The sequence below is a fragment of the Krasilnikovia cinnamomea genome (genome assembly GCF_004217545.1).
Classification (GTDB): domain Bacteria; phylum Actinomycetota; class Actinomycetes; order Mycobacteriales; family Micromonosporaceae; genus Actinoplanes; species Actinoplanes cinnamomeus.
The window spans coordinates 1,463,348-1,487,740 of record NZ_SHKY01000001.1; the positions used below are offsets into that span (position 1 = coordinate 1,463,348).

A 24,393-nucleotide genomic window follows, 5' to 3' on the forward strand; every position below is an offset into this window, starting at 1 on the left:
CCGCTACGCGGTCGCCCCGTCGGTCACTCGCACCTTGCCCGCGACCGGCAACGTCACGCTGGTCATGGGCCCGTCGCGGTCGGTGCGGCCCGGCCCGATCCGGCGCAGCGTTCGCAGCATCGCCACATTGTCGGCACCGGTGTGCGCCACGACCGCCGCGAAACCGGACCGCTGTGCGTACGCCAGCAGGCGGCGCAGCAGCGCCGTGCCGATGCCGCGCCGCTGCCAGCCGTCCTCCACCAGCAGGGCCACCTCCCCGAGATCGCCCTCAGCCAGCAGGCTGGCCATGGCGATCACCCGGTCGGCATGCAGGTCCACGGCCAGCAGGGTGACCCCACCGGCCGGTTCGAGCAGGCGCCGCAGTCGCGGGCTGGCGGGGGCGCCGCCGAGGTAGCGGCGCTGCAGGGTGGCGGCCGAGGCCCGGCGGTGCAGGTCGAGCACGGCGTCGGTGTCGTCGGTCCCGGCCGGCCGGACCAGCAGTTCGGCGCCGTCGGGCAGCAGCAGTGTGGCGTGTTCGGCGTGCTGGCGCAGCGCGGCGCCGGACACCTCGACCAGCGCCTGGGCGCGCGCGTACTCGGCCGGGGTGAACTCGGGGGCACGCCGCCGCAGCTCGTACGCCCCGCCGACCGGGTCGAGCAAGGTCATCCGCGTGCCGTCGAAGCCGGGAGCGCCCTGCGGCTCCGCGCGCCAGCGCACCTCGTCGGAGTCCAGCAGGGTGACCAGGGCCTCGCCCAGCGAGTCCGGGTCGTGCACCAGCCGCCCGGCCAGCGCCAGCGCCCGGGTGGGCTGGTCCGCGAGGCCCTGGGCCTCCGCCCGGGCCACGAACGCGTCCCGGCCGCGCCCGCGTTCCACGGCGGCCAGCATGTCCGATTCCGACATGCTGTCGGGGGCGTCGACGAGGAAGTCGTCGACCGCTCCCGCCTCCGTGGTGTGCACGTGAACGGCGAGGATGTTGACCGACCGCAGCGCGAGGCTGGCGGTCAGGACGGACAGGTAGCCCGGGCGGTCGTCAACCGTTGCCCGGATCCGCCACAGCGCCATGCGGGACACTCCCCTTCCGGATCGAGTCGCCTGAACCGAGAACGTAAGCGTCTCGTGCCGGTGTTACCCAGTTATTGCCTGAGCTGGGCGAATTATGAGGGCTCAATCACAGCGTGCGCGATCGGGGACGTCTCGGCCCGGTCCAGGTGGTCACCCAGGATGACCGCGGCGGCGCGGACCAGCTGGGCCACCCGGTCCACCTCGATGACGTGGAACGCCGGGGTCGGCAGCTCCTCGTCGTCCGTCCGCGCCACCACGAGGACGAGCCCCGCGCGGCCGAACGGGGCCACCGCGTACCGGGTGCCGTCGGAGCCGGTCAGCGGGCGGGCCCGCAGCGGGGTCACCTCGGGCAGGCGCAGCGGCGACGGGGCGCGCCAGCTCGCGTACGTCACGGTGGGCTCTCCACCCGAACGGGCGGCCCAGTCGGCCGGGACCACGGCGGCGGCGGCCCAGTCGGCGGCCAGCAGCCCGGGTACGGCGTCGACCAGCGTGGCCAGGCCATCGGCCGGGTTGGCGGCGACCTGGGCCAGCAACTCGGCGTCATGCCCGCCCGACACCGGCGCGCCGATCGCCCGCCAGACCCCGTCGACCTGCACGCCCGGGATCGCGGCGAGGCCGGCCAGCAGGCGCTCCACCCGGGAGGCGCCCGGCCAGACCACCGTGAAGTCGTCGACGGCGCGACCGCCGAGGCGTTCCAGCACCACCACCTGGACGATGTCGGCCCCCGCGACGCCGAGCGTCCGGGCGACCTGCCCCAGGGCGCCCGGACGGTCCGGCAGGGTGACCCGTACCCGCAGCAACATGAAGCTCCCTCCCGTCTGGCCGACGGCACGGCGCAGCCGTCCCGTGATGATCAGACTGCCGACCCGGCGTTTCACGCCGGTTGCACGACCGTTGCCCGATCGTCAAGGACGGTGGAATACCCACCCTGGAGCCTAGACATGTTCTCCCCGCCGCACGACGGACCGGACGGGGTCCAGCAGAACGTGCGAAGCCCGCCGGGGACACCGCTGACGGGCGGCGAACCGTACGCATAAGGTCATGGGCATGATCTGCCGCGCCTGCCGCGAGCGCCGCCACGACGAATGCCGGGGCGGGTCGTGGTGCGACTGCCAGCACCGACCGGCGCAGCCCACCCCGCCGGTGACCGGTCCGCCCGGCCCATGACCGAGCCTTCCGTCCGGGCCTGGCCGGACCCTGATCCGACCCCGCTGGACGTGGCCGCGCTGACCGAGCGGTACCCCCGAAACCCCGAGCCGACCCTGCGGGTCAACTTCGTCGCCAGCCTCGACGGCGCGGTGGCCGTGGACGGCTTCTCGGCGGGCCTGTCCGGCCCGGCCGACAAGCTGATCTTCGGCACCCTGCGGATGCTCTGCGACGCGCTCGTGGTCGCCGCCGGCACGATCCGTACCGAGAACTACAACGCGCTGCGGCTCAGCCCGACCCGGCGCGAGTGGCGCCGCGCCCACGGCCTGCCGGAGTTCCCGCTCATGGTCGTCGTCTCCCGCATGCTCGACCTCGACCCCGCCCAGGAGGTCTTCTCCGACGCGCCGGTGCGGCCGATCATCCTCACCTGCGCCGCCGCGCCCGAGCAGCGGCGGGCCGCCCTCGACCCGGTCGCGGAGCTGGTGACCGTCGGCCAGCGGGAGGTGGACCTGGCCGCCGGGCTGGCCGCGCTGCACGCGCGCGGCGCGACGCAGGTGCTCTGCGAGGGCGGCCCGGTCCTGTTCGGGGCGCTGACCGCGGCGGACCTGGTGGACGAGCTGTGCCTGACGGTGTCGCCGCTGCTGGTGGGCGGCACGGTCGGCCGCATCGCAGCCGGTCCGCCCGGTCCGCCGCGCGCGATGTCGTTGCGCGGCATCCTGTCCGCCGACGACATGCTCTTTCTCCGGTACGCCCGGAGCAGCCGCCCCTCGATTCCCCCGGCCTGACCCGCGTCATTCTGCGGTCTGACCGGCCTCTCGATTCTGCGGCCTGACCGGCCTCTCGATTCTGCGGCCTGACCGGCCTCTCGATTCTGCGGCCTGACCGGCCTCTCGATTCTGCGGCCTGACCGGCCTCTCGATTCTGCGGCCTGACCGGCCTCTCGCGGGCGTGCCGATGGCCCTGACCGCGCTCCCGGTCAGGGCCATCGGTGGGGCGATCGGATGTCGGTCCGCTTCGCCCGGGCCGGAGCTGTTGGTGCCGGTCCGGTCGGTCCCGCGCCTCCTTTCGTCAGCCGTTTCCGTCTCCGGTCCGGTTGGCCGAGGTGCCGTTCGTCAGGGGGGTGAACGGCCGGCCGGGTCGCCGATGGGGGGTCCCCCGGTGGAGGCGTCATCGGCAGGGATGACGCCTTCCCCTGGGGTTCGGTTCCCGACCGTCTCGGCCAGAGCTCCGGGCTCGTACTGCCTAGTTGCGGCGCTGCTGGTCGTTCTGCTGGTTCTGGCCATTCTGCTGCTGGCCGTCGTTGTTGTTGCCGCCCTGCTGCTGGCCGCCGTTGTTGCCGTCGTTGTTGTTGCCGTCGTTGTTGTTGTTTCCGTCGTTGTTGTTGTTTCCGTCGTTGTTGTTGCCACCGTTGTTGTTGCCATCGGCGACCTGGATGCGGACCGCGTCGAAGGCGGGGGTCTGGTTGGCGCGTTCCATCATCGGGATCCGGTGCGAACCGTCACCAGCCCACGACGCACACTGCGCGATACCCTCCTGCGGCAACCCCGGCACGTTGATCGTCACCGTGTCGGCACCGCGACCACCCTGCTTGTCCTCGGTCGCCACGAAGAACGCCGGCACCGGGTCCGGCTGCGGAGCCGCGTCCGTACCCTGCAGCATCCGGCAGGCCGTGTGGAAGTGACCCCGCACGATGCCACCCTGCAGCACCGAACTCTCCACGTAGTACCCACCCTGACCCGCCGCCAGGAACCGGTCCCGGATCAGGTTCCGGGTCGACACCTTCAGACTGAACGCCTGACCCGCCGCCACCTGCTGCGGCGCCTCCACGATCAACAACGACGGGTTGTTCGCCGCCGCACCCACCTCACCGAACTCCGTCGACACACACCGGTCACCCTTCTGGAAACCGTCGTGCGGCTGAAGCTGGCTGGTCTCGCAGGAGTTCGTCAACACGCCCAGACCCGCACCCGGAGGCGGATTCTGACCATTGTTGTTGTTCCCACCATTGTTGTTGTTGCCGCCCTGCTGCTGGCCGCCGTTGTTGTTGTCACCCTGCTGCTGGCCGCCGTTGTTGTTGCCGCCCTGCTGCTGGCCGCCGTTGTTGTTGTCACCCTGCTGCTGACCGCCCTGCTGCTGGCCGCCGTTCTGGCCGCCCTGCTGCTGGCCGTCCTGCTGCTGACCGCCCTGCTGCTGGCCGCCGTTCTGGCCACCCTGCTGCTGGCCGCCGTTCTGGCCACCCTGCTGCTGGCCGCCGTTCTGACCACCCTGCTGCTGGCCGCCGTTCTGACCACCCTGCTGCTGGCCGCCGTTCTGGCCACCCTCCCGCCGGGTGTTGTTGCCCGCGTTCTGCATCACCCACTGGCGACAGCGGGCCCGCATCGTCTCCACGGTGGGGACGTCACCCGCACCGTCGTCGGCGTGCTGGGTCACGCGGCCGCGGTTCGTCGTGTACGTCCCGCGCCGGGTCTCGGTGGACAGCTTCGCGGTCCGCGGCGCCTGGATGTTGTTACAGGCGGTCATGGCACGCTGGGTCGTGCGGTTGGTGCTCGCGTTGGAGATCTGGGTGACGGTCACAATGCCGCCGAAGGCCACGAGCGTGGCCGCCACGGCGACGATTCGACGCCGTCCGCTGAACCACTTCGACCATTGGGATTCGCGCCGGTACTGCGACCTTCGCATGGTTACACCTTTCTGGGACAAGTGGCGGGCGGTGGAGCCAGCCGGGGGTAGTGCCGTACGGCCTGGTCGGCTGGCCAGGTCGAACCGCTCGCGGATTACCGCGCTCGGAAGATGCGCATGGTGGTGACGACGCCGGCGACCAGGGCCGCGGCGAGCACGAGGAGGATCACGGAGGTGTTGATGCCCGGTGCGCTGCTGGTGGCGGCCTGGAGCATCCCCGGGTCGACGGGCACCGGGCCCTTGCCTGCCGCGGCCGGCGCCGGGGCGGTGGGCAGCGCGCCGTAGTCGACGATGCCGCTGCTCTCCAGCAGGGTCATGTGCGTCATGACGAACTGGTTGGTCTGCTGCGCCAACTTGCGGACCGTGTCGTTGCGGGTGCTGGCCCGGATCGTCGCGATGGCCGGGAAGATCTTGCCGTGCGCGGCGCGCAACCGGTCAATGTAGATCTGGTCGAACGTGGTGGCGTTGGCGTTCTTCATCTCGTCGAGCCACAACTGCTGGTCGTCGTTCGGCTTGTTCGGCAGCGCGATGCCCAGCTTCTTGGCCGCCTCCCGGTCGAGCTGGTCGAGCAGCACGTGCTGCGCCGAGATGTTCTTGCCGATGTTCTGGATCCGGGGGTCCTTCGACTTCTCCTGGGCCATGTTCCCCGCGGGGATCTCCCAGAGCCCGGCGAGGCGGACCTTGATCACGAAGTCCTTGTCGGCGGCGCTGAGGGCACCGACACCGCGATCGGTGAGGCCGGTGTTCGGCGGCACGGGCACGTCACCGGCTCCGGCTGCCCGGGCCACTCCGGCCGGCGCCAGCAGAACAACCAGCACCGTGGCGAGGGTGCCCACAACCCAGCGCTGCAGCCGGCGTGTGGGACGGGCGGCAATCATGTCTCTGTACCTCCGACGATGATCGGTTTATCGGCGGTTCCGCCGGCCATTCGACCGGTGCCGGAAACCGTAGGAGCGTCACTCGCGTAATGGCAATGCCACGGGCGGGAAATGCGAAAGAATTAAGACGGTGCTTAATGTGGATTTGCAAGCTCGCGGCCACCACCGGGATCCCGTCCGTACGGACGGCACCCGGCGGTTCGCGCCATTGTGGAATTGTTTCCGGGGCCACCTAATGGCGGCCCCGGATCGACACTCAGTAGCTGTAGTCGGCGCCCGCGCCGCCGGCGTCGTCGCCCTGTTCCTCGTCGTCGGCGGGCGGCGCTACCGGCTTGGAGATCTTGGGCAGGCAGGTGAGGTTCTTGGTGCCGTCCGGCTTCACGACGAACCACTTGCCACCGACGTTCTGGCCCTTCCACGTACCGGCCTTCTTGTCGCCGATGTAGCGGTAGACCGGCCAGTCCCCGATGGTGATCTGCTTGCTGCCGTCGGCCCGGGTGACCGTGCCGACGTCCTTCGGGTCGACGCCCTTGAGCTTCGGCTTTCCGTCGGTCAGGGCCGGGGGCCACACCTTGGCGCAGTCACCGTTGCAGTTGGACACGACCTCGGGCTTGATCTTGTCGTCGTCGAAGCGGTACAGCACGAAGCCGTCCTGGTCCTCGACGACCTCGCCCATGCGCGGCACCTTGGTGGCATTCAGCTCGGTGGTGAGCTGGTCCTCGGGGACGTCGGGAGCGTCCTGCTGCGCGGCGTCGTCCTTCTCGGCCGTGTCGTCGCCGTCGGCTACGGCGTCATCGGCGGGCGCGTCGGCGTCCGCGGTCGGGTCGAGGTCGTTCGCGGCGGGCTGAGCGCCGCCGCCGTAGTCGGCTGCGTTGTAGCCGGCGGGCGCGCAACCGGCGAGGGCGAACGCTGCCGCTAGCGCGGCGCCGACGACCATCAACTTCCGCTTCTCCGGTACCACGTCGTCCTCCAGCTGGATCGTCTGTCCGTGTCCGGGCTGTAGTACGCGCACCGCCGCTGCGCGGTTGAAGAATCGGCGCAATCAATTCGAGGATTTTTGCCACTCCGGCCGCAGCTCGCAGCCCGTACACGCGGGCACGCGGTCGGTGATGACATCGAATGCACAGATGCCGAACGCCCGGCCGAATCGTCCGGCCGGGCGTTGGGTGAGAGGTGTGGCGTCGGCGTCAGGGCACCCGGACGAGCGTGTCGGCCGTTCCCTTGTCGTTGACGGACTGCACCTGAAGGTGGGCGATGTCGTCTCGCGGCAGCGCCGTCACCGCCTGCAGCAGCAGCGGATTCGGGTTCTCGGCCGTGCCCCAGCCCTTCTCCGGCACGGTCCAGGTGGTGAGCACCTCGGAGCCGCCGTCGGTCCGGACCGCCACCAGGCGGCAGTTGAGCGGGCCCTTGATGTTGGAGACCGCGAACGACACCTGGGTGCCCCAGTCCTTCTTCTCCAGCGCGACGTCCGCCCGCACCCCGCTGCGCGGGTCGGAGCCACCGAACCGCTCACCGGCCAGGTCCGGGCCACCGATGCCGGTGCCGCCCTCGGTCAGCGGCAGCGGGTCGAGCTGGCTCGGGCCGCGCTGGGCCGCGGGCGGCTTCGTCTGCTGCGGCGCGAACCACTGGCCGCCCGCGAACAGCGCACCGATCGACAGCATCGCGAAGATCACCACCGCCGCGGCCAGGGAGTACAGCCGTCGGCTGTTCGCCCGGCGCCGCTCCCGGCGCACCTCGCCGATCATCTGCTTGAGCACGAGGCCGTCGCGGCGCGACTGCTCCGTGGCGACCAGGGCGTCCGCGTCGACCTCGGACAGCACGTCCACGACCGGCAGGAACGACTCCAGTTCGACCGCGCAGGTCGGGCAGTCGATGAGGTGGTCCTCGAAGCGGGCCGCGTCGCGCTCGTCGAGCACCCCCAAGGCGTACGCGGCCACGTCGAAGTGCTGGTCCTGCATCATTCGGTCACCCCCCGCTGCTGCAGGGCCGTACGCAGGGCCCGCAAGGCGTAGTACACGCGCGATTTGGCGGTGCCCAGCGGCAGGCCGAGCACCTCCGCCGCCTCCGGAACGGTCCGGCCACGGAAGTACGTCTCGACGAGGATCTCCCGGTGCGACTGGCTGAGCGTGCGCAGTGCATCGGTGACCGTCATCAGCTGGAGCACCCGGTCGGTGTCGTCCGCCGTACTCGGGAAGCTCTCCAGCTCACGATCGTACGTCTCCGGTGGTCGGGCGCTCACACTGCGGTGATCGTCGATGGCGATCCGGCGCGCCACCGTCACCAGCCACGGCCGCAGGGACTGCTGCCCCTGGGCGCCGAGCCGGTGCGCGTTGCGCCACGCCCGCAGCAGCGTCTCCTGCACGATGTCCTCGGCGCGCTGCCGGTCCCCCCCGGTCAGTCGCAGCACGAACATCAGCAGCGGGCCCGCGTGCTCCTCGTAGAGCATCCGGACCAGGGTGTCCTCGTGGTTCGCGGGAGTCGACGCCGCCTCGTGCCGAGGCGCCTGTCGTGGAATCACGCCACCATCCTTGTCCGCCCCGCGGGCTCCCTCGAGAGCCGACCACCGGCCACCGGATCGCTGCTGCGTCATACCGCACGCCCCGTCCGTCTGGGGCCGGTCGACAACCAGCGCATGCATCGATTCCTCCTGCCGGTGCTTACCCCGTCGCCCTTAGTACGGGCGGGGGCACCTGCCGGGATCAACGCGGACGGGAAAATTTCCCGGGCTTCGGCTGGGCCGCGGGGGCCGGTGGGGATCAAGATTCCTCCGAGTTCCGGGGGCAGAACCGACGCAGGTGAGCGATCACCTTTCATCCATCTGCACCGATATGTGCAGTCGGGCAGGCGAATCATACTCAGCTCAACCGGGTCGTGGAGAAATGCTGCTCAGCGTGCTGGCACCAGTACGCAGCGCACGGAAATCTCCACCGTGTGGCACCGCTCACACACCGAACGCAAGTTGTCCGCCCCGCCCGGTCGGGTGGGGTCAGCGGGCGCGGGCCGTGGCCAGCGTCAGCGCTCGATGCAGCACCCGCGCGTCCCCGAGCAACCCGCGCAACCGGCGTTCCAGCCCGGCGATCGGGACCAGGTTCTGCGGGGCCCGGGGATCCTTGTACGCCGCCGAGGCGAACCGCGGCAACGTCACCCCGGACAGCTCGGCGAGCTCGATGGCCTGCTCCGGGCTCAGCTCGGGCGAGCACTCGACCCGGACCACACCGGCCCAGGGCGCGCCGGACGCGCCCGGCAGCCGCAGATACCACGACCAGCCGCCCCACACCGTGCCGAGCTGGAACACCGGGGTGCGCTGGCCGGCCCGCAGCCCGGTCACCACCGGAGTCAGGGCGGCGGGCAGGTACTGGCGCTGCTGGGTCTTGACGTAGCCGATCGTGCGCGGCAACTGGCGGCGGTTGCGCAGCGGGCCGTCGACCACGAGCAGGTCGGCGCCGTCGCTGCCGGAGTCGCGGGCCGCCGCGGAGACGTCGATCTCCAGCGCCGTGAGCGGGCCCTGCACCGCGGCGGGCAGCTTGCTGGCCTCGCCCGTGCCGCCGACCCGGTGGATCTCGTACCGGACCGAGCCGGCCACCACGTCCCCGGCCGTGGGGCTGGCCGTGAACAGGCCCCGGCCCACCCGGGCGCCGGCCAGCTCCGCCACCCCCCGGCGCAGGTCGCACCGGACCACCCCGGCGGCGTACGAGGCGGCCAGCCCCGCGTACGACTGGCCGTCGTCCTCGGCGGTCCACAGGCCGGCGTCGTTGCGCCGTACCCCGTCCACCAGCAGCACCACGTCCGGGCTGCGCAGCCCGGCGGGCGGATCGATCGGGGACCACCGCGCCGCGGGCACCTCGACGTCCGTGTCGACCTGGGCGCTGCTCGGCGCGGCCGGTCCGTCGCCGCCCCCGCCGCCCTCGAAGGAGGTCCCGTAACCCGGGTCCCACGCGTCGACGTACATCCGGGTCACAGGCCGACCCTGTCCACGTGCGCCGTACGGGCGTCCTTGTGCACCTCGAAGCGCACCGGCACCCGCTCGGCCAGCGCGTTGACGTGGGTGACCACGCCGACCATGCGGTCGCCACGGGCGGCCAGGTTTTCCAGGGTGGCCGCCACGACGTCGAGGGTCGCCGCGTCGAGGGTGCCGAAGCCCTCGTCGAGCACGATGGACTCCAGGCTGGCCGCGGTGGTTGACATCCCGGCGAGCTGCTCCGAGAGCGCCAGCGCCAGCGCCAGCGACGCCTGGAACGTCTCGCCGCCCGACAGCGTGCGTACCCCGCGCCGCAGCCCGGCGTCGTGGTGGTCGACGACGAAGAACTCGCCCTTGTCGTGCACGAGGTCGTACTGGCCGCCGGTCAGCTCGCGCAGGATCCGCGAGGCGCCGTCGACCAGCAGGTCCAGCGCCTCCTCCAGCAGCCAGCGTTCGAAGTTGTTGGCCCGCAGATGACCGGCGAGCGCCTTGGCGACCCGGCTGTCGCGCAGCAGCGTGGCGCGTTGCCCGGCCAGGTCGCGGGCCTGCTCCCGGCGGTCGACCAGCCGCTGCCAGGCCGCCTGGGCCCGCTCGGCCGCGACCGCCGCCGCCCGGATCAGCTCGGCGTCCGCCGCCGCCCCGGCCACGGCACGACCGGCACCCGAACCGGCCGCGCCCGAACCGGCCGCGCCCGAACCGGACCCGCCCAAACCGGACCCGCCCAAACCGGCCGCGCCCGAACCGGAGGCGCCCGAACCGGAGGCGGCCGAACCGGAGGCGGCCGAACCGGCCGCGGCCGAGCCCGGCCGTCCGGGGCCGCTCGCCCGTGGTGTGGGCACGCCCACGCGGGGGACGGGCACCCCGGCCTCGGTGAACAGATCAGCCACCGCCTCGTAGGCCCGCAACGTCGCCTGATGCGCGGCCATGACGGCCGCGTCCGCCTCGCCGAGGGCGCGCTCCCGCCGCCCGCGCTGCTCCCCGGCCCAGATGACCAGCGCCGCCCAGGCCGCCGCCAGGTCGTCCCGGTCCGCGGGCGGCGGAGTGAACCGGGCCACCGCGTCGCGGGCCGCGTCGAACGCCCGCCACGCGCGGCGCTGCTGGTCCTCGGCGGCCTCGGCGGCCGCCTGGGCCCGGCGCTGCTGCTCGCGGGCGGCGCGTACGGCGCTCCCGGCGTCCTCCAGCCGCCGCTGCAGGCGGGTCAGTTCGGCCAGCCGGGCGCGCAGCGCCTCGACCCCCGGTGAGTCGGCGAGCCCGTCGCGCACCTCGGTCAGCCGGGCGAGGTGGTGCTCGTGCTGGGCGCGCTTGCGTTCCAGGCCGCTTTCCAACTTGCGCGCGACCGCGTCCCGCTCCCGGAACGCCGTGGAGGCGACCTCGGCGGCGGCCCGCGCGGCCCGGCCGGTCGCCTCGGCCGCCTGCACCGCCGAACCCTCAGGTACCGGCGGAACCTCGTCGACGGGGCGCAGGCAGACCGGGCAGTCGTCGCCCGTGGACAGGTGGGCGCGCAACGCGACCGCGCGGTCCAGCCGTTGGGCCTCGGCGTACTCCGCCCGGGCCTGTTCCAGCAACTGCTCGGCCCCGGTGGCGGCGGCCCGGGCCAGTTCGGCCGCCGCGGCGGCGTCGCGGTACTCCACCTCGGCGACGCCGACCTCGCCCGCGAACCAGTCGGCCTGCTCGGTGAGCCGTTCGAACTCGGCGTGCCGGTCCAGCAAGAGCCGGAGGGCGGTGGACTCCCCGGCGGCGGCGAGCTCGCCGCGTACCTTCTCCTCGTGCTCCTCGGCGGCGCGCACCGCGGCGGCGGTGTCGGCGGCGGCGGCGCGGGCCGCGGCGCTCGCCTCGGCGGCCGCGGCGCTCGCGGGCGGGGTGCGCACCTCGCCGAGGTCGGCCAGCTCGGCGTCCAGGCCGTCGCGGGCCGTCGCGGCCGCCTCCTCGGCCTCGCGGGCGGCGCGCAGGCCCGGCACCGCGGCCTCGACCGCCGCCGCCAGCTCCCGCATGGCGTCGCGCCGGGCCTGCGCGGCGTCCACCGCGGCGTCGTCCGCGTCGGCCAGCCCGGCCAGCACCTGGTCGAGCGTCGTCAGCTGGGCCTCGAACTTGGTGGCCCGGGCCGAGGCGCGGGCCTGAATCTCCTCGTAGACGTGCAGGCCGAGCAGGTTGACCAGGATCTGCTGGCGGGTGGCGGGCTTGGCGTGCAGGAAGTCGGCGAACTGGCCCTGCGGCAACACCACGCAGCTGGTGAACTGCTCGTACGGCAGCCCCACCGCCTCGACGATCGCCCGGTCCATCTCCGCCGGTGTGCCCGCCAGCACCTCGCCCAGATCGTCCAGGCTCATCCCGGTGTCGAGCCGGGTCGCGTCGAAGCCCGGTGGCATCAGCTGCAGGCCCGCGCTGGCGGTCTTCGCGTTGCCGCGGGCGTCGCGGCGCACCACCCGGGTCGCCACGTACCGGGCGCCGGCCGACTCGAAGACCAGCCGCACCCGGGCCTCGGTGGCCGACGGGGCGAGCGCGTTGCCGATCCCCCGGGTGCCGCCCCACCGGGGCACCGTGCCGTAGAGGGCGAAGCAGATGCCGTCGAGCACCGTGGACTTGCCCGAGCCGGTGGGACCGACCAGCGCGAAGTAGTCCGCGTCGGTGAAGTCGACGGTGGTCGGGTCCCGGAACACCGTGAACCCGGCCAGGTCCAGCCGCAGGGGTCTCATGAGCTCTGACTCACCTCGTCGTACAGCTCGTCGAACAGCTCGCGGACGCCGTCCTCGGCGCCGTCGCGGCTGTCCAGGTAGTCGCCGAACAGCTCGCGGGGCGAGCGCCCGGCGCGCTGCGCCATCCGCTGGCCCGCCCGGTCCGGGACCATGTCGGGGTCGATCCGCACCTCCAGCGCGTTGGGCAGCAGCTCCTGCACGTCCTCGCGCAGGCCCACCCGGGGCGCCTCCCGGACGTAGACCCGCAGCCACGCGTCCGGCTCCTGCACGGTGCCGAGTTGTTCGAGGGTGCCGCGCACCGTACGCAGCGGGCGCGCCGAGGTCACCGGCACGTGCCGGACCCGGGCCGCACGGTCGGCCGCCACGTCGACCACGGCCACCGAGCAAACGTTCTCTTCCTCGCCGAAGTCGATCGCCAGTGGGCTGCCGCAGTAGTGCACCGGGCACGGGCCGGTGACCTGCTGCGCCCGGTGCAGGTGACCGAGCGCCACATAGTGCGCGTTGGCCGGGAACACCGTGGCGGGCACGGCGTACCCCATGACGCAGTGGGCCTCGCGCTCGCCGCCGCCCGCCGTGGCCCCGACGATCGTGAGGTGGGCGGTCACCAGGTTGACCACGCCGGGCTGATCGAAGCCCTCGCTGAGCCGGGCGATCAGCCGGGCGATGTGGTCGGCGTAGGTCTGGCTGGCCTCGGCGGCGGTCAGCTCGTACATCTCGGCGGCGCGGATCGCGTACCGCTGGGAGAGGAATGGGAGGGTGACGAGCTGCCACGGCTCGCCCCCGGCGGTGCGGCCGGTGACCACCAGCTCGGCGGGGTCGTCGCGGACCGCGCCGCGCAGCACGATCCCGGCCGCCTCCGCCCACGGCCGCAGCGCGTCCAGCGCCTGGCCGTTGTCGTGGTTGCCGCCGATCGCCACGACCTGCGCTCCCGTACGGCGCAGGGCGCTCAACGCCCGGGTCACCAGCCGGGTGGCGTCCGGGGAGGGGGCCGCGGTGTCGTACAGGTCGCCCGCGACGACGATCAGATCCGGCTGCTCCGCCCGCGCGATGTCCACGACCTGGCCGAGCACCCGGATGTGCTCGTCGTGGCGGGACCGGCCCTTGAGGACCTTCCCCACGTGCCAGTCGGAGGTGTGCAGGATGCGCATCGCGAAACCTTAGAACGGAATCTCGTCGTCCGACGAACCGTTGCGGCCGCCGACGACGGCGAACGGGTCGGCGCCCTGCACGATCGACCGCAGCGTGCCGGACGGCGGCGCGCCGGCCTCCGAGGCCCGGGTCGCCCACGCCGGGAACGGGAACTCGACGCACAGTGGCACCGGGATGTCGGGCTGGTTGACGAACATCGTGCCGGGCCGCGCCAGCAGCGCCCGCTGTCGCTGGGCGGGCGGGAGGAAACCGTACTCGGGGCGGGAGGCCTCGGCCGGGTCGAGGCGGCCCACGACCCGGATCGCCGAGTTCGTGACGATGCGGCGCTCCACCTCGCTGGCGGTCTGCTGGGCGCCGATCAGGATGACCCCCAGGGACCGGCCCCGCTCGGCGATGTCGAGCAGCACCTCCTTGATCGGGGAGGTGCCCTCGCGCGGGGCGTACTTGTTCAGCTCGTCGAGCACCACGAACAGCAGGGGCTTGGCCGTGCCCGCCTTCTCCTTGCGCTCGAACTCGGTCTTGAGGGTCACGCCGACCACGAAGCGTTGCGCCCGGTCGGGCAGGTTGTGCAGGTCGACGACCGTGACCTGGGCGCTGTCGGCGGTCGAGATCGCGTGCGGGCGGCGGGTCGCCAGGTCGCCGCGGATCAGCCGGCCCAGGTCCTTCTTGCTGCCGATGAGGCGCCGGGCGAACGCGTTGACCGTACCCATGTTGATGGCGCTGCCCGCCCAGGTGGCCCGGGTCTCGTCGTCGGTGAGCTGCTCGACCACGTGGTCGACCAGGTCGCCGTACGAGCCGAGGCGGACCCCGTCGATGCTGACCCCGCCCTCGGCGGGCACCGCGTGCCGGGCCAGGTGCGCGGCGACCGAGTGCACCACCATCGTGTACTGCTGCCGCTCGTCGTCCGCGTCGGCGAACACGTACGGCAGCAGGCGGTTGGCGCAGAACTCCTCGAGCGTCCAGTAGAAGCTGTCCACCCCGGTCAGGCGGCTCTGCACGTCCGGCGCGCCGGAGGAGTCGCCGGCGCGGGGCGGTGCGTAGACGCGGATGTCCGGGAACGCGGTGGCGGGCAGGCCGAGCTGCGCGTACGCCGCGATGGTGGCCTCGTCAAGCTTCGTGTTGGGGTGGTCGAGGAAGAGCAGATCCTCCCCCTTCACGTTGAAAATCAGCGCCTTGGCGTTGACCGCGTCGCCGCCGAGGGTGCCGGAACGGAACACCGAGTAGAGCAGGAAGGTGGCGAAGCTGGTCTTCGTGGCCACGCCGGAGATGCCGGAGATCGACACGTGCGCGCCGCGGGTGCCGTCGAGGAAGTCCGCGTTGAGGAAGACCGGCACGCCGTCGCGGCCGGTGCCCATGGGCACCCGGCGCTCCATCCGGTCGAAGTGCAGCGCCGCGTCGCGGGCCTGCCCGGTCGCCCGGTGCACCACGGCGCCGGGGGCGGGCGGGACGTACAGCTCCGGGTCGACGCGGGTGGTGGTGATCTCGGCCGCCTCCTGGGTGAGGGCGGGCAGGGTGCCCTCGGCGATGGCGAAGACGTCGGAGTCGAACTGGGCGCCCTCGTGCCGGGCCCGGACCTGGGTGACCACCCCGGCGATCGTGACCGGCTCCCGGTCGGGCAGCTCGCGGCGGGTCACCACGACGTCGTCGAGCTGCAGGTAGCTGCCCGGGGTGACGGCCGTCCAGAACTGCAGCGGGGTGGCGTCGGCCGTGCCGAGCACCCGGCCGACCGGGTCGCCGGGCGGGGTGGACGCGGGGGTTTCGTCTGACACGCCGACCATGGTGCACCAGCCGTACGACAGGAGCGGCACGGCATGGCCGTCGCGGGGTGTCGCCGGCGGCGGCGACGGGGAGGAATCCGGCTCGGGGTTCATCCGGGGGGCGTGGCATTGTGGCTCGGGTGAGCATCGTCCGCCGCCTGCGGCCGCCGGAGCGGTACCGGTTCGCCGGGTCCGTCGGCGCCCTCACCCTGGGCCGGCAGGATCCCTGCGGCCACTTCGTGGGCGAAGGCTTCTGGCTCGCGGCCCGGACCCCGGACGGCCCCGGCACCCTGCATCTCTCCCCGGCCGGCGGCGAGCTGGCCGCCGAGGCGTACGGGCCGGGCGCGGCGTGGCTGGCCGAGCGCGCCGACGCCGTCGCGGGCCTGCGTGACGACGTGACCGGCTTCGCCCCGCTGGCGGCCGCGCATCCGGTGGTGGCCCGGCTGGCGGTCACCTTCCACGGGCTGCGGATGCCCGCCACGGGGCTGGTCTTTCCCCGGCTGCTGCGGGCGATCCTGGAACAGAAGGTGACCGGCCGGGAGGCACATCGGGCGTACCGGGCGATCTGCCGCCATTTCGGCGAGCCGGCGCCGGGTCCCGTGCCGTTGCTGCTGCCGCCCGATCCGGCGGCGGTGGCGGCCACCCCGTACTGGACGTTTCACCCGTTCGGGGTCGAGCAGCGGCGCACCCAGGCGTTGCTGCGCGCGGCTCAGGCCGCGGCGCGGCTGGAGCGGTGCGTGGACGGCGCGGAGGCGACCCGCCGGATGACCGCGATCCCCGGCATCGGCCCGTGGACCGCCGCCGAGGTCGTCCGGGTCGCGTACGGGGACCCCGACGCGGTGAGCGTGGGCGACTTTCACATTCCGAACACGGTGGCCTGGGCGCTGGCCGGGGAGGCGCGCGGCACGGACGCCCGGATGCTGGAGTTGCTGGAACCGTTCCCGGGTCACCGCGGCCGGGTGTGCGAGCTGCTGGCGGCGGGCGGGATCGGGGCTCCCCGGTTCGGCCCGCGCATGCCGGTCCGCTCGTTCGCCCGGTTCTGAACGCGGCCGGGGTGCACGTCGAGCCGGGTGCGGCGAGCCGTGTCCAGGAGGGGCGGGCCGCGCCGGTTTTTCGAATCCACGCGGCCGTGATCTGCCTGCCGAGGGGTGGGCGGCGCGCACGGTCGCTACCGTGTGCGACGGAGATCGATTCGCCGAGGGGCGTGGAGCTGTCGTGAGTGGCATAGGCGGGCAGATCGTGCTCGTGCTCGTACTGGTGCTGGTCAACGCGGTCTTTTCGGGCAGCGAGATGGCACTGGTGTCGTTGCGCGACGGCCAGGTCCAGCGGCTGGAACGGATGTCGCGGCGCGGCCGCGTCCTGGCGCGGCTGGCCCGCGACCCGAACCGCTTCCTGGCCACGATCCAGATCGGCATCACCCTGGCCGGGTTCCTGGCCTCGGCGTTCGCCGCCGTGTCGCTGGCCGAACCGCTCATCGAGCCGCTGAGCTTCCTCGGCGCCGCGGCGCGGCCGACCGCGATCGTGCTGGTCACGGTCGTGTTGACGTTCGTCACGCTGGTGTTCGGGGAACTGGCACCGAAGCGGATCGCCATGCAGCGTACGGAGAGCTGGGCGCTGCTGGTGGCGCGCCCGCTGGACGTCCTGTCGACGATCAGCCGCCCGGCGGTGTGGCTGCTCAGCGTCGCCACCGACCTCGCGGTACGGCTGGCCGGGGCGGACCCGAAGGCGCAGCGCGAGGAGGTGACCACGGAGGAGATCCGGGACATGGTCGCCGCCCGCCAGGAGTTCTCGGCGGAGCAGCGCACGATCATCAGCGGCGCGTTCGAGATCGCCGACCGCATCCTGCGCGAGATCCTGGTGCCCCGGCGCGACGTGCTGACCCTGCCGACGGGCATCGAGGCGCACCAGGCGCTGCGGATGCTCATGGACGGGGGCCATTCCCGCGCGCCGGTGGTGGGCCCGGCCGGTCTGGACGACGTGCTCGGCGTGGTGCACCTGCGCGATCTGATCGACGCGCGAGGCCCGGCCGACGCGGTGGCCCGGCCGGGGATGTTCCTGCCCGAGACGCTGCGGGTCTCCGACGCGCTGCGCCAGTTGCGGGCCGAGCGCCAGCAGCTGGCCATGGTGGTGGACGAGCGCGGCGCCATCGACGGCATCATCACGATGGAGGACCTGGTCGAGGAGATCGTCGGCGAGATCTACGACGAGACGGACCGCGACGTGCAGGCGGTGGTCCGCGAACCGGACGGGGCGCTGCTGACGCCGGGTTCGTTCCCGATCCACGACCTGCCCGACATCGGCTTCGACGCGTCCACCCCGGACGAGGGCGACTACACCACGATCGCGGGCATGGTGCTGGCCGCGCTCGGCCACATCCCGACGGAGCCGGGCGAGGTGGTGACGTTGCCGCAGTTCACCGTGGAGGTGGTCGAGGTGACGGGCCGCGCCATCACCCGGGTCCGCCTGCGCGAGCTGCCCCGCGAGGACGAACCGGACGCCTGACGCGGGGGCCGTTCACCCGTGCGGGGGATGATCGCGGCGATTGTGGCCTTCCCGGGCATTGGGGGCGAGCCGGGACGGTCACTAGGCTCGCGGTGACCGTGTGCGACCGCTGTGTGAGGTGGACCCGTCGTGACGAACAGCAACCCCGCCTCGCCGGAAGCGTACGAGTACCTGGACGGCGTCGCCCTGGGCGAACGCGAGCGGCTCTCGGCCGTGCGCCGCTATCAGCTGGTGGATCAACCGGCCGAGGAGGCGTACGTGCGGGTCGCGTTCGTCGCGGGCGCCGTGTTCGACACTCCGGTCGCGACGGTGTCGCTGGTCGAGCAGGACCGGGTCTGGCTGGCCGGGTGCGTGGGGCTGTCCGGGGTCCGCGAGGTCGGCAAGGAGCCGGGCCTGTGCGCCTCGGTCATCCAGCAGGACGACGTGTACGTGATCAACAACGCGGCGGTGGACCCCCGCACGCTGGCCCATCCCCTGGTCCGCGGCGAGCTGGGGTTGCGTTTCTACGCCGCCGCGCCGATCCGCACGCATGACGGGCACCGCCTCGGCACGGTGAACGTGATCGACAACCGCCCGCGCGAGGCGAGCCCCCGCCAGCTGGCGGCGCTGGAGCACCTGGCCGCGATGGTGGCCGACGAGCTGGAGCTGCGACTCATGGTGGTGCGCAGCGCGGCGGCGGAGCGGCGGATGCGCGAGAACGTTCACTAGGACACGTTCGAGTGGGGTCGGAACCGGTTCCGCAACCCCTGCGGGGCGCCAGGTTCACGTGTCGCCCCTTTACCCAAATATGGATGAATAGGGACAGCCGACCCCGGACAACACGGCATCACCATGGTGCGCGGCGGCTCCGGAGCCCGCTGGACAGCCGTGGATCGGGGACGTCGGAGACCGGGCCGGTGCGACCCGGACGCTCCGGGCGAGTCACGCGCATCATTTTGTCCTTAGTGTCCCGAAAAGTCGCTCGGCTGGATCGACACTTCGTCGAGCTGCGTAACCCCGGCAAGCTATCGACATTGTTCGAACAGTGCAGCTCAGACCGGGAGCGAGGGTTTCCGCACGGTCACGCAATCGAACCGTCCACCTCGCATGTTGCTACCTAGCAGGTTTTCGTGGATCCTGGAGTGCAAAGCGGTCACTCGGTACGAAACCCCGACCCCGTCCCGGGTCCGCTTCATCCCCGAGGAGGGCGCAATGGTCACCACCAACCAGCGCCACATGATTCGAACCCAGGTCCGGCTCGTCGACCCCGAGGGCACCTCGCGGGTCACGGCGTGCCGGGACGTGTCCCCGGCCCGGCGGCGCCGGCGGCACGCTCAGTGCCGGACCCGGCCGGTTCGCCGGATCGTCCGCGTGGCGATCGCATCGCGGTCCGCAGCTCCGCGGTGGCTCGTTTACATGCAGGTCGTGCTCGGCGTGGGCGCCTCGCTGGTGACCATCGCCCGGACGCTGATCGAGCTGTTCCACCGCCACTGAACGGCCGCGGTCCACTCGGAGCGGTCATTGCGGACAGCGTCGGCGAGACCAGCGAAGTACGAACTGGACTGCGCAAATTAGCCACCCGACGGTCGGATAGCCGACAGAAAACTTTGCCAGCGTCCGTACCGGGAACCCGGTTTTATGGGGTTTCATGCCCTTAAATCCCCTAGCTTCGGACGATCTCGAACCCCACACTGAGTCCGTCCGGCACCGCTCCGCCTCTGCTGGGGGGTTCGCATGACGAACGACCCGAGTTCCGCCGTGAGTGTCGCATCAATCGTGACGGCCGCTACCGTCGTCGCCATCGGCTACCGCCTCGGCCGCGCACACGCCGCGTGGCGCGACGTCGGCTCCGCCAAGCGGGACGTCCCGGCCAAGCGCCGCATCGCCTGGGGACAGACCCGGGGGCTGCTCCTGGCAGGACTGGTCGTCGTGGCCATCCTGCTGGCCACCGCCTACGAAGCCACGCACTGAAGCGGCCCGGGCCGGTCCGCCAACCCACCTCGCACCCGCACGGACTCCGCGGGGCATCAGCACGCTCGTGGGCTCGCGGCAGGTCCGGTCAGCCCAGTTGCTGCCACCAGCCATCCACCGCGGGCGGGTCGTCCACATCGACCCGCTCGCCGGGCCGCGGCACGGCGAGCCGTACGTCTCGCGCCTTCGCCTCGGCCCAGGCACGGTCGGCGGGCTCCGCCCAGTCGTGCAGCGCCAGGTTGAACGTCGCCCAGTGCACGGGGATCATCAGGCCGCCGCGCACGTCCACATGGGTCGCCACCCCGTCCTCGGGAAGCATGTGGATGTCCGGCCACGCCTCGCCGTACGCGCCGATCTGCACCAGCGTCACGTCGAACGGCCCGTGCCGCTCGCCGATCTCGGCGAAGCCCGGGAAGTAGCCCGTGTCGCCACTGTAGAACGCCCTGCGGGTCGGCCCGGCGATCACCCAGGACGCCCACAACGTCTCGTCGCGGGCGAAGCCACGCCCGGAGAAGTGCCGGGCCGCGGTGGCGACGAACTCGACACCGGCGACGGTCACCCGCTCGTCCCAGTCCAGCTCGACGATGCGGGCGGCGGGCACGCCCCACCGCTCCAGGTGGGCGCCCACCCCCAGCGGCACCAGGAACGGCGCCGACTGCAGGTCGACGAGGTTGCGGACCGTCGCCATGTCCAGGTGGTCGTAGTGGTCGTGCGAGATCAGCACCGCGTCGATCGGCGGCAGGTCGCGCAGCGGGATCGGCGGCTCGTGCAGGCGCTTGGGCCCGACCAGCCGCGACGGGGAGCACCGGTCGCTCCAGACGGGGTCGAGCAGCACCCGGCGGCCGTCGATCTCCACGAGGGCGGACGAGTGGCCGTACCAGGTGACGAAGAGGCCGTCCGGGTCGCCGCCGGTGTCCGGGCGCAGCACCGGTACCGGGCCCGAGGGACGGCGCCGCGAGCGGTCGGTCATCGCCGCGGCCGCCACCCGCGGCACCCCCGCGGCCGTGAGTTCGATGGCCGGCACGGTGTTGCGGAACTTGCCGTCGAGGAACTGCGGCGAACGGTTCAGCCGGTCGCGGCGCTCCCCGCTGGCCCGGGCCCCGAGCTGGGCCGGAATGTCCCGGGCCGCCCACACCGCCGCCGCGCCCAGCGCCAGGGCCACCCACATCCCGGTACGCCCCCGGCGCTCGCTCGCCTGCTTCGCCATCCGCAAGGTCCCCCTTCTCATGCCCGGTTCACAAGTCTGACTGTCGGCGGCCACCCCGCGCCAGCGACGGAATGGGATCTCCGTCACCGTGGGTGGATCTCCCCGGGACGCACCGCCGTCGGCGTACCCTCGCGCCCATGGATGATCCGCGCGCCCGGCGCCTGTTCGGCGAGAGCCTCGTCGCCCCGGGCGACCTCGCGGCCAGCCCCTTCCGGGTGGACCGCGACCGGATCGTCAGCTCACCGTTCTTCGCCCGCCTGGCCGGGGTCACGCAGGTGATCAGCCCGGGCGGGGCGGGCCTGCTGGTGCACAACCGGCTCACCCACAGCCTGAAGGTGGCGCAGGTCGGCCGGGCCGTCGCCGAGCGCCTCGCCGCCGACCCCCGGTACGCCGACCTGCTGGAGAAGCTGGGCGGCTGCGACCCGGACGTGGTCGAGGCGGCGGCCCTGGCCCACGACCTCGGCCACCCCCCGTTCGGCCACCTGGGCGAGCGGGTGCTGGACCAGCTCGCCCGGCAGCGGCTGCGCCTGCGCGACGGGTTCGAGGGCAACGCGCAGTCGTACCGCATCGTGACCAGCACCGAGATCCGCGGCCAGGCCACGATCGGGCTGAATCTCACGGCAGCCGTGCGGGCGGCGATCCTGAAGTACCCGTGGACCCGGCGCACCCACCCGGAGCCGCACCCGCGCTTCCTGGATCCGGCGCCGCGCGGGGCGGCCCCGCCGCCCGACGATCCCGAGGGCGGGTCGCTGAAGTTCGGGGCGTACTCGACGGAGATCACGGACGTGGTGCAGGCGCGGCTGCCGTTCGCGGGGCGGGTGGCCGACTGGCAGCAGACGCCCGAGGCGTCCGTGATGGACACCGCGGACGACATCGCGTACGCCATCCACGATCTGGAGGACGTGCACCGGGTCGGGGTGCTGCAGCAGGGCGCGGTGGCGGCCGAGCTGATGGCGTGGCAGCGCGCGCCGCGGTGGGCGCTGGACGAAGACGCGCCGGACGAGCGCCGTCCCGGCAGCGCGATCGAGTCGCTGCGCCGCCAGTTGCGCCGCAAGGACGGCTGGATGGCCGACGACGACGCGTTCGCCGCGGCAGTCGAGCACGTCCGGGCCGAGCTGGTGGACGGGCTGCTGGCGGCGCCGTTCGACGGGTCGCTGGAGGCGGAGGCCCAGGTGGCGGCGTTCTCCGCGTCGTGGACCCGGCGGCTGGTCGAGTCGATCGAGGTGGTCGCGGAGCCCGCGGTGCGTTCGGGGCACGTGGCGCTCGCCCCGGCCCAGTGGCACGAGGTACAGATCCTCAAGTTCGTGCAGAACCGGTTCGTACTGGCCCGCCCGGATCTGGCACTGCACCAGCGTGGCCAGGCCCGGCTGCTGGCGCAGCTGGTCGAGGCGCTGCTGGCCTGGCTCACCGACCCGGACGAGGCGGAACGGCTGCCCCGCCGGATCCGCGACCTGGTGGAGCTGGGCGAGGCGGAGCTGCCGGAGGGCACCCCGGACCGGATCGGCCGGGCGCGCGGCCGCGCGGTGATCGACTTCGTGGCGGCGCTCACGGACGGGCAGGCGGTGGGGCTGATGGAGGCCCTGTCCGGCCGGACCCGCCAGCTCTGGACCGACGCGTTCGTTCTCTGACCCCAGCACTGCCCTCGTTCCGCCGTGGGTGAACACTGCCCTGCAACGCCTGCAACGGTGTAATCATGTAATCAACACCGTTCAGGAGGTCGAGATGCGCTACCGAGCCGCCCCTCCCGGGGCCCGCAGCGAACCCCCACCCGCCGACGACGCCGCCGGTTGGATCACCGGCGCGGTGCCCGACGGCTGGTTCACCGAGCCACCCCAGGTCGTCATCGACCGCGACGAGATCATCATCTGGGGCCGGCTGCCCGTACCCGAACTGGCCGCCGACGCCACCGACGCCGACCGGGCCGCCGCCCAGACCGGGCGCATCCACCAGTTCCGGGAGGACACCCGCGACGCCCGGATCCGGGTCGCCCAGCAGGTCGAGCACCGGTACCAGCGCAAGGTGGCCTGGGGCGCCCGGTGCGGCGACGCGGAGCAGCTGTACACCCACCTCGCCGCGCCGGTGATGACCCGGCTGCGCCAGCCGGAACGGCAGGTGCTGGACACCCTTGTGGACGCGGGCGTCGCCCGGTCCCGCTCCGAGGCGCTCGCCTGGTGCGTCCGGCTGACCGGCGAACACACCACCGAGTGGCTCGCCGGCCTGCGCGACGCGATGACCCGGGTGGACGAGTTGCGCCGGCAGGGCCCGGACACCGTCTGAAATCCCGTGGGCCCGCGCGGAGCGGATCAATAGAGTGGCGGTGTGCTACGCCAGGTGACCGCCGTCCGCTATGTGACCCCGCTGCGTGAGGGTGGGTCCCTGCCCGGCATCGTGGAGGCCGACGACCTCGGCACGTACGTGCTGAAGTTCCGCGGCGCCGGGCAGGGCCCCAAGGCGCTGGTCGCCGAGGTGATCGCGGGCGAGCTGGCCCGCCGCCTGGACCTGCCGGTGCCCGAGCTCGTCGTCGCCGGGCTGGACCCGGTGGTCGCCCGCGCCGAGCCCGACGAAGAGGTGCAGGAGCTGCTCAAGGCCAGCGCCGGCGACAACCTCGGCATGGACTACCTGCCGGGCGCGCTCGGCTACGACCCGATGGCGCATCCGGTCGAAGCGGGGCTGGCGTCGCGCGTGCTGTGCTTCGATGCGTTCGTGGAGAATGTGGACCGCAGCTGGCGCAACCCGAACCTGCTGCAGTGGCACGGCGCGCTGTGGCTCATCGACCACGGCGCGGCGCTGTACTTCCACCACAACTGGGCGCGGGCCGCGGCGGTGGTGCACCGGGCGTACCCGTGGGAGGACCACGTGCTGCGCCCGTACGCGACCGCGCTCGGGGACGCCGGTGCCGAGCTGGCCGCACGGCTCACCCCGCAGCTGCTGGCGGAGGTGCTCGCGCTGGTGCCGGACGAGTGGCTGGCGGAGTTCGACTTCGCCGAGCCCGCCGACGCGCGCGCCGCGTACCTCGAACATCTCAGTGCCCGCGCCGCCGCGCCCGCCGCCTGGCTGCCCGCGTGAAGGTCCCCTACGAGTACGCGATCATCCGCGCCGTCCCCCGGGTCGAGCGCGGTGAGCTGATCAACGTCGGGGTGCTGCTCTACTGCCAGCGGCGCGACTTCCTGGCCGCCCGTACCCATCTGCACGACGAACGGCTGCTGGCGCTCGATCCGGACGCCGACGCGGCCGGAGTGCGCGCCGCCCTGACCGGGTGGGAGGCGACCTGCGCGGGCGGCGGGGCGGCGGCGGCCATGTCGCCGGGCGAACGGTTCCGCTGGCTGGTGGCGCCGCGCAGCACGATCCTGCAGGCGGGGCCCGTACACATGGGCCTGGCCGAGGATCCGGCCGCCGAGCTGGACCGGCTGGTCGAGCTGCTCGTGCGGTAAGC

Annotated in this window: 21 protein-coding genes and 2 pseudogenes; 10 read left to right on the plus strand and 13 right to left on the minus strand. The window is 72.8% G+C overall.

Features of this window, described 5'->3' with window-relative positions; translation table 11 throughout:
• Positions 1-3: 3 nt before the first annotated feature.
• Positions 4-1,041, minus strand: coding sequence for a GNAT family N-acetyltransferase (locus tag EV385_RS06360; RefSeq protein WP_130508605.1), 1,038 nt, complete (start codon positions 1,039-1,041; stop codon positions 4-6).
• Between the two features lie 92 nt (positions 1,042-1,133).
• Positions 1,134-1,844 (minus strand): ACT domain-containing protein, encoded by a 711-nt coding sequence (locus EV385_RS06365; RefSeq protein ID WP_130508606.1) that lies wholly within the window; start codon positions 1,842-1,844, stop codon positions 1,134-1,136.
• 360 nt (positions 1,845-2,204) lie between these two features.
• Between EV385_RS06365 and EV385_RS06370 the strand changes: the two genes are divergently transcribed.
• Entirely contained in the window at positions 2,205-2,972 is a 768-nt protein-coding gene (locus EV385_RS06370) for a pyrimidine reductase family protein (RefSeq protein WP_130508607.1), read from the plus strand.
• Between the two features lie 457 nt (positions 2,973-3,429).
• On the opposite strand, the gene EV385_RS06375 is transcribed toward EV385_RS06370, so the two are convergent.
• The 10 genes and pseudogenes from EV385_RS06375 to EV385_RS06415 all read right to left on the minus strand — a co-directional run bounded on the left by EV385_RS06375 (position 3,430) and on the right by EV385_RS06415 (position 15,322).
• Positions 3,430-4,866, minus strand: a complete 1,437-nt coding sequence (locus EV385_RS06375; protein ID WP_242624742.1) for a Pecanex-like protein 1 — start codon at positions 4,864-4,866, stop codon at positions 3,430-3,432.
• Between the two features lie 95 nt (positions 4,867-4,961).
• On the minus strand, positions 4,962-5,744 hold the full coding sequence (locus EV385_RS06380; RefSeq protein WP_130508608.1) for a DUF4142 domain-containing protein: 783 nt from the start codon (positions 5,742-5,744) through the stop codon (positions 4,962-4,964).
• 256 nt (positions 5,745-6,000) lie between these two features.
• Positions 6,001-6,756, minus strand: a complete 756-nt coding sequence (locus EV385_RS06385; protein ID WP_242624743.1) for a COG4315 family predicted lipoprotein — start codon at positions 6,754-6,756, stop codon at positions 6,001-6,003.
• A 175-nt stretch (positions 6,757-6,931) separates the two neighbouring features.
• Positions 6,932-7,705, minus strand: a complete 774-nt coding sequence (locus tag EV385_RS06390) for a zf-HC2 domain-containing protein (RefSeq protein ID WP_130508609.1) — start codon at positions 7,703-7,705, stop codon at positions 6,932-6,934.
• Positions 7,702-8,382: a sigma-70 family RNA polymerase sigma factor gene (locus EV385_RS06395; protein ID WP_242624744.1), complete on the minus strand. Its 681-nt coding sequence runs from the start codon at positions 8,380-8,382 to the stop codon at positions 7,702-7,704. The genes EV385_RS06390 and EV385_RS06395 overlap by 4 nt, the downstream gene beginning before the upstream one ends.
• 348 nt (positions 8,383-8,730) lie before the next feature.
• Positions 8,731-9,702 (minus strand): hypothetical protein, encoded by a 972-nt coding sequence (locus tag EV385_RS06400; RefSeq protein ID WP_207229769.1) that lies wholly within the window; start codon positions 9,700-9,702, stop codon positions 8,731-8,733.
• Positions 9,699-10,316: pseudogene (locus EV385_RS36060) on the minus strand (SbcC/MukB-like Walker B domain-containing protein); the annotation flags it as partial. The gene EV385_RS06400 and the pseudogene EV385_RS36060, both read right to left, overlap by 4 nt.
• 1,449 nt (positions 10,317-11,765) lie before the next feature.
• A pseudogene (locus EV385_RS36065) lies at positions 11,766-12,395 on the minus strand (AAA family ATPase); the annotation flags it as partial.
• Positions 12,392-13,543, minus strand: coding sequence for an exonuclease SbcCD subunit D (locus tag EV385_RS06410; RefSeq protein ID WP_130508612.1), 1,152 nt, complete (start codon positions 13,541-13,543; stop codon positions 12,392-12,394). The pseudogene EV385_RS36065 and the gene EV385_RS06410, both read right to left, overlap by 4 nt.
• A 9-nt stretch (positions 13,544-13,552) precedes the next feature.
• Positions 13,553-15,322 carry an ATP-binding protein gene (locus tag EV385_RS06415; RefSeq protein ID WP_423203103.1) on the minus strand — a complete coding sequence of 590 codons (1,770 nt, stop codon included), beginning with the start codon at positions 15,320-15,322 and terminating at the stop codon, positions 13,553-13,555.
• A 125-nt stretch (positions 15,323-15,447) separates the two neighbouring features.
• Between EV385_RS06415 and EV385_RS06420 the strand changes: the two genes are divergently transcribed.
• From EV385_RS06420 to EV385_RS06440, 5 genes are all read left to right on the plus strand, one after another.
• Complete coding sequence (locus EV385_RS06420; protein ID WP_130513124.1) at positions 15,448-16,344, plus strand: DNA-3-methyladenine glycosylase family protein; 897 nt, start codon at positions 15,448-15,450, stop codon at positions 16,342-16,344.
• Positions 16,345-16,516: 172 nt separating this feature from the next.
• Positions 16,517-17,803: a hemolysin family protein gene (locus EV385_RS06425; RefSeq protein ID WP_207229770.1), complete on the plus strand. Its 1,287-nt coding sequence runs from the start codon at positions 16,517-16,519 to the stop codon at positions 17,801-17,803.
• A 129-nt stretch (positions 17,804-17,932) separates the two neighbouring features.
• The gene (locus tag EV385_RS06430; RefSeq protein ID WP_130508614.1) at positions 17,933-18,511 is read left to right on the plus strand and encodes a GAF domain-containing protein; all 579 of its coding nucleotides are present in this window, start codon (positions 17,933-17,935) and stop codon (positions 18,509-18,511) included.
• 483 nt (positions 18,512-18,994) lie between these two features.
• Positions 18,995-19,276 (plus strand): hypothetical protein, encoded by a 282-nt coding sequence (locus EV385_RS06435; RefSeq protein WP_130508615.1) that lies wholly within the window; start codon positions 18,995-18,997, stop codon positions 19,274-19,276.
• A gap of 264 nt (positions 19,277-19,540) precedes the next feature.
• Complete coding sequence (locus tag EV385_RS06440; RefSeq protein WP_130508616.1) at positions 19,541-19,753, plus strand: hypothetical protein; 213 nt, start codon at positions 19,541-19,543, stop codon at positions 19,751-19,753.
• Positions 19,754-19,841: 88 nt separating this feature from the next.
• Here EV385_RS06440 and EV385_RS06445 read toward each other — a convergent pair whose 3' ends face one another.
• On the minus strand, positions 19,842-20,960 hold the full coding sequence (locus EV385_RS06445) for an MBL fold metallo-hydrolase (protein WP_130508617.1): 1,119 nt from the start codon (positions 20,958-20,960) through the stop codon (positions 19,842-19,844).
• A 137-nt stretch (positions 20,961-21,097) separates the two neighbouring features.
• On the opposite strand from EV385_RS06445, the gene EV385_RS06450 reads away from it, so the two are divergent.
• The 4 genes from EV385_RS06450 to EV385_RS06465 all read left to right on the plus strand — a co-directional run bounded on the left by EV385_RS06450 (position 21,098) and on the right by EV385_RS06465 (position 24,391).
• Entirely contained in the window at positions 21,098-22,588 is a 1,491-nt protein-coding gene (locus tag EV385_RS06450) for a deoxyguanosinetriphosphate triphosphohydrolase family protein (protein ID WP_130508618.1), read from the plus strand.
• Positions 22,589-22,682: 94 nt separating this feature from the next.
• A complete protein-coding gene (locus EV385_RS06455) occupies positions 22,683-23,237 on the plus strand; it encodes a hypothetical protein (protein WP_130508619.1) in 555 nt (184 codons plus the stop codon).
• Between the two features lie 42 nt (positions 23,238-23,279).
• Positions 23,280-24,026, plus strand: a complete 747-nt coding sequence (locus tag EV385_RS06460) for a HipA family kinase (RefSeq protein WP_130508620.1) — start codon at positions 23,280-23,282, stop codon at positions 24,024-24,026.
• Positions 24,023-24,391, plus strand: a complete 369-nt coding sequence (locus tag EV385_RS06465; RefSeq protein WP_130508621.1) for a DUF3037 domain-containing protein — start codon at positions 24,023-24,025, stop codon at positions 24,389-24,391. The genes EV385_RS06460 and EV385_RS06465 overlap by 4 nt, the downstream gene beginning before the upstream one ends.
• Positions 24,392-24,393 lie beyond the last annotated feature (2 nt).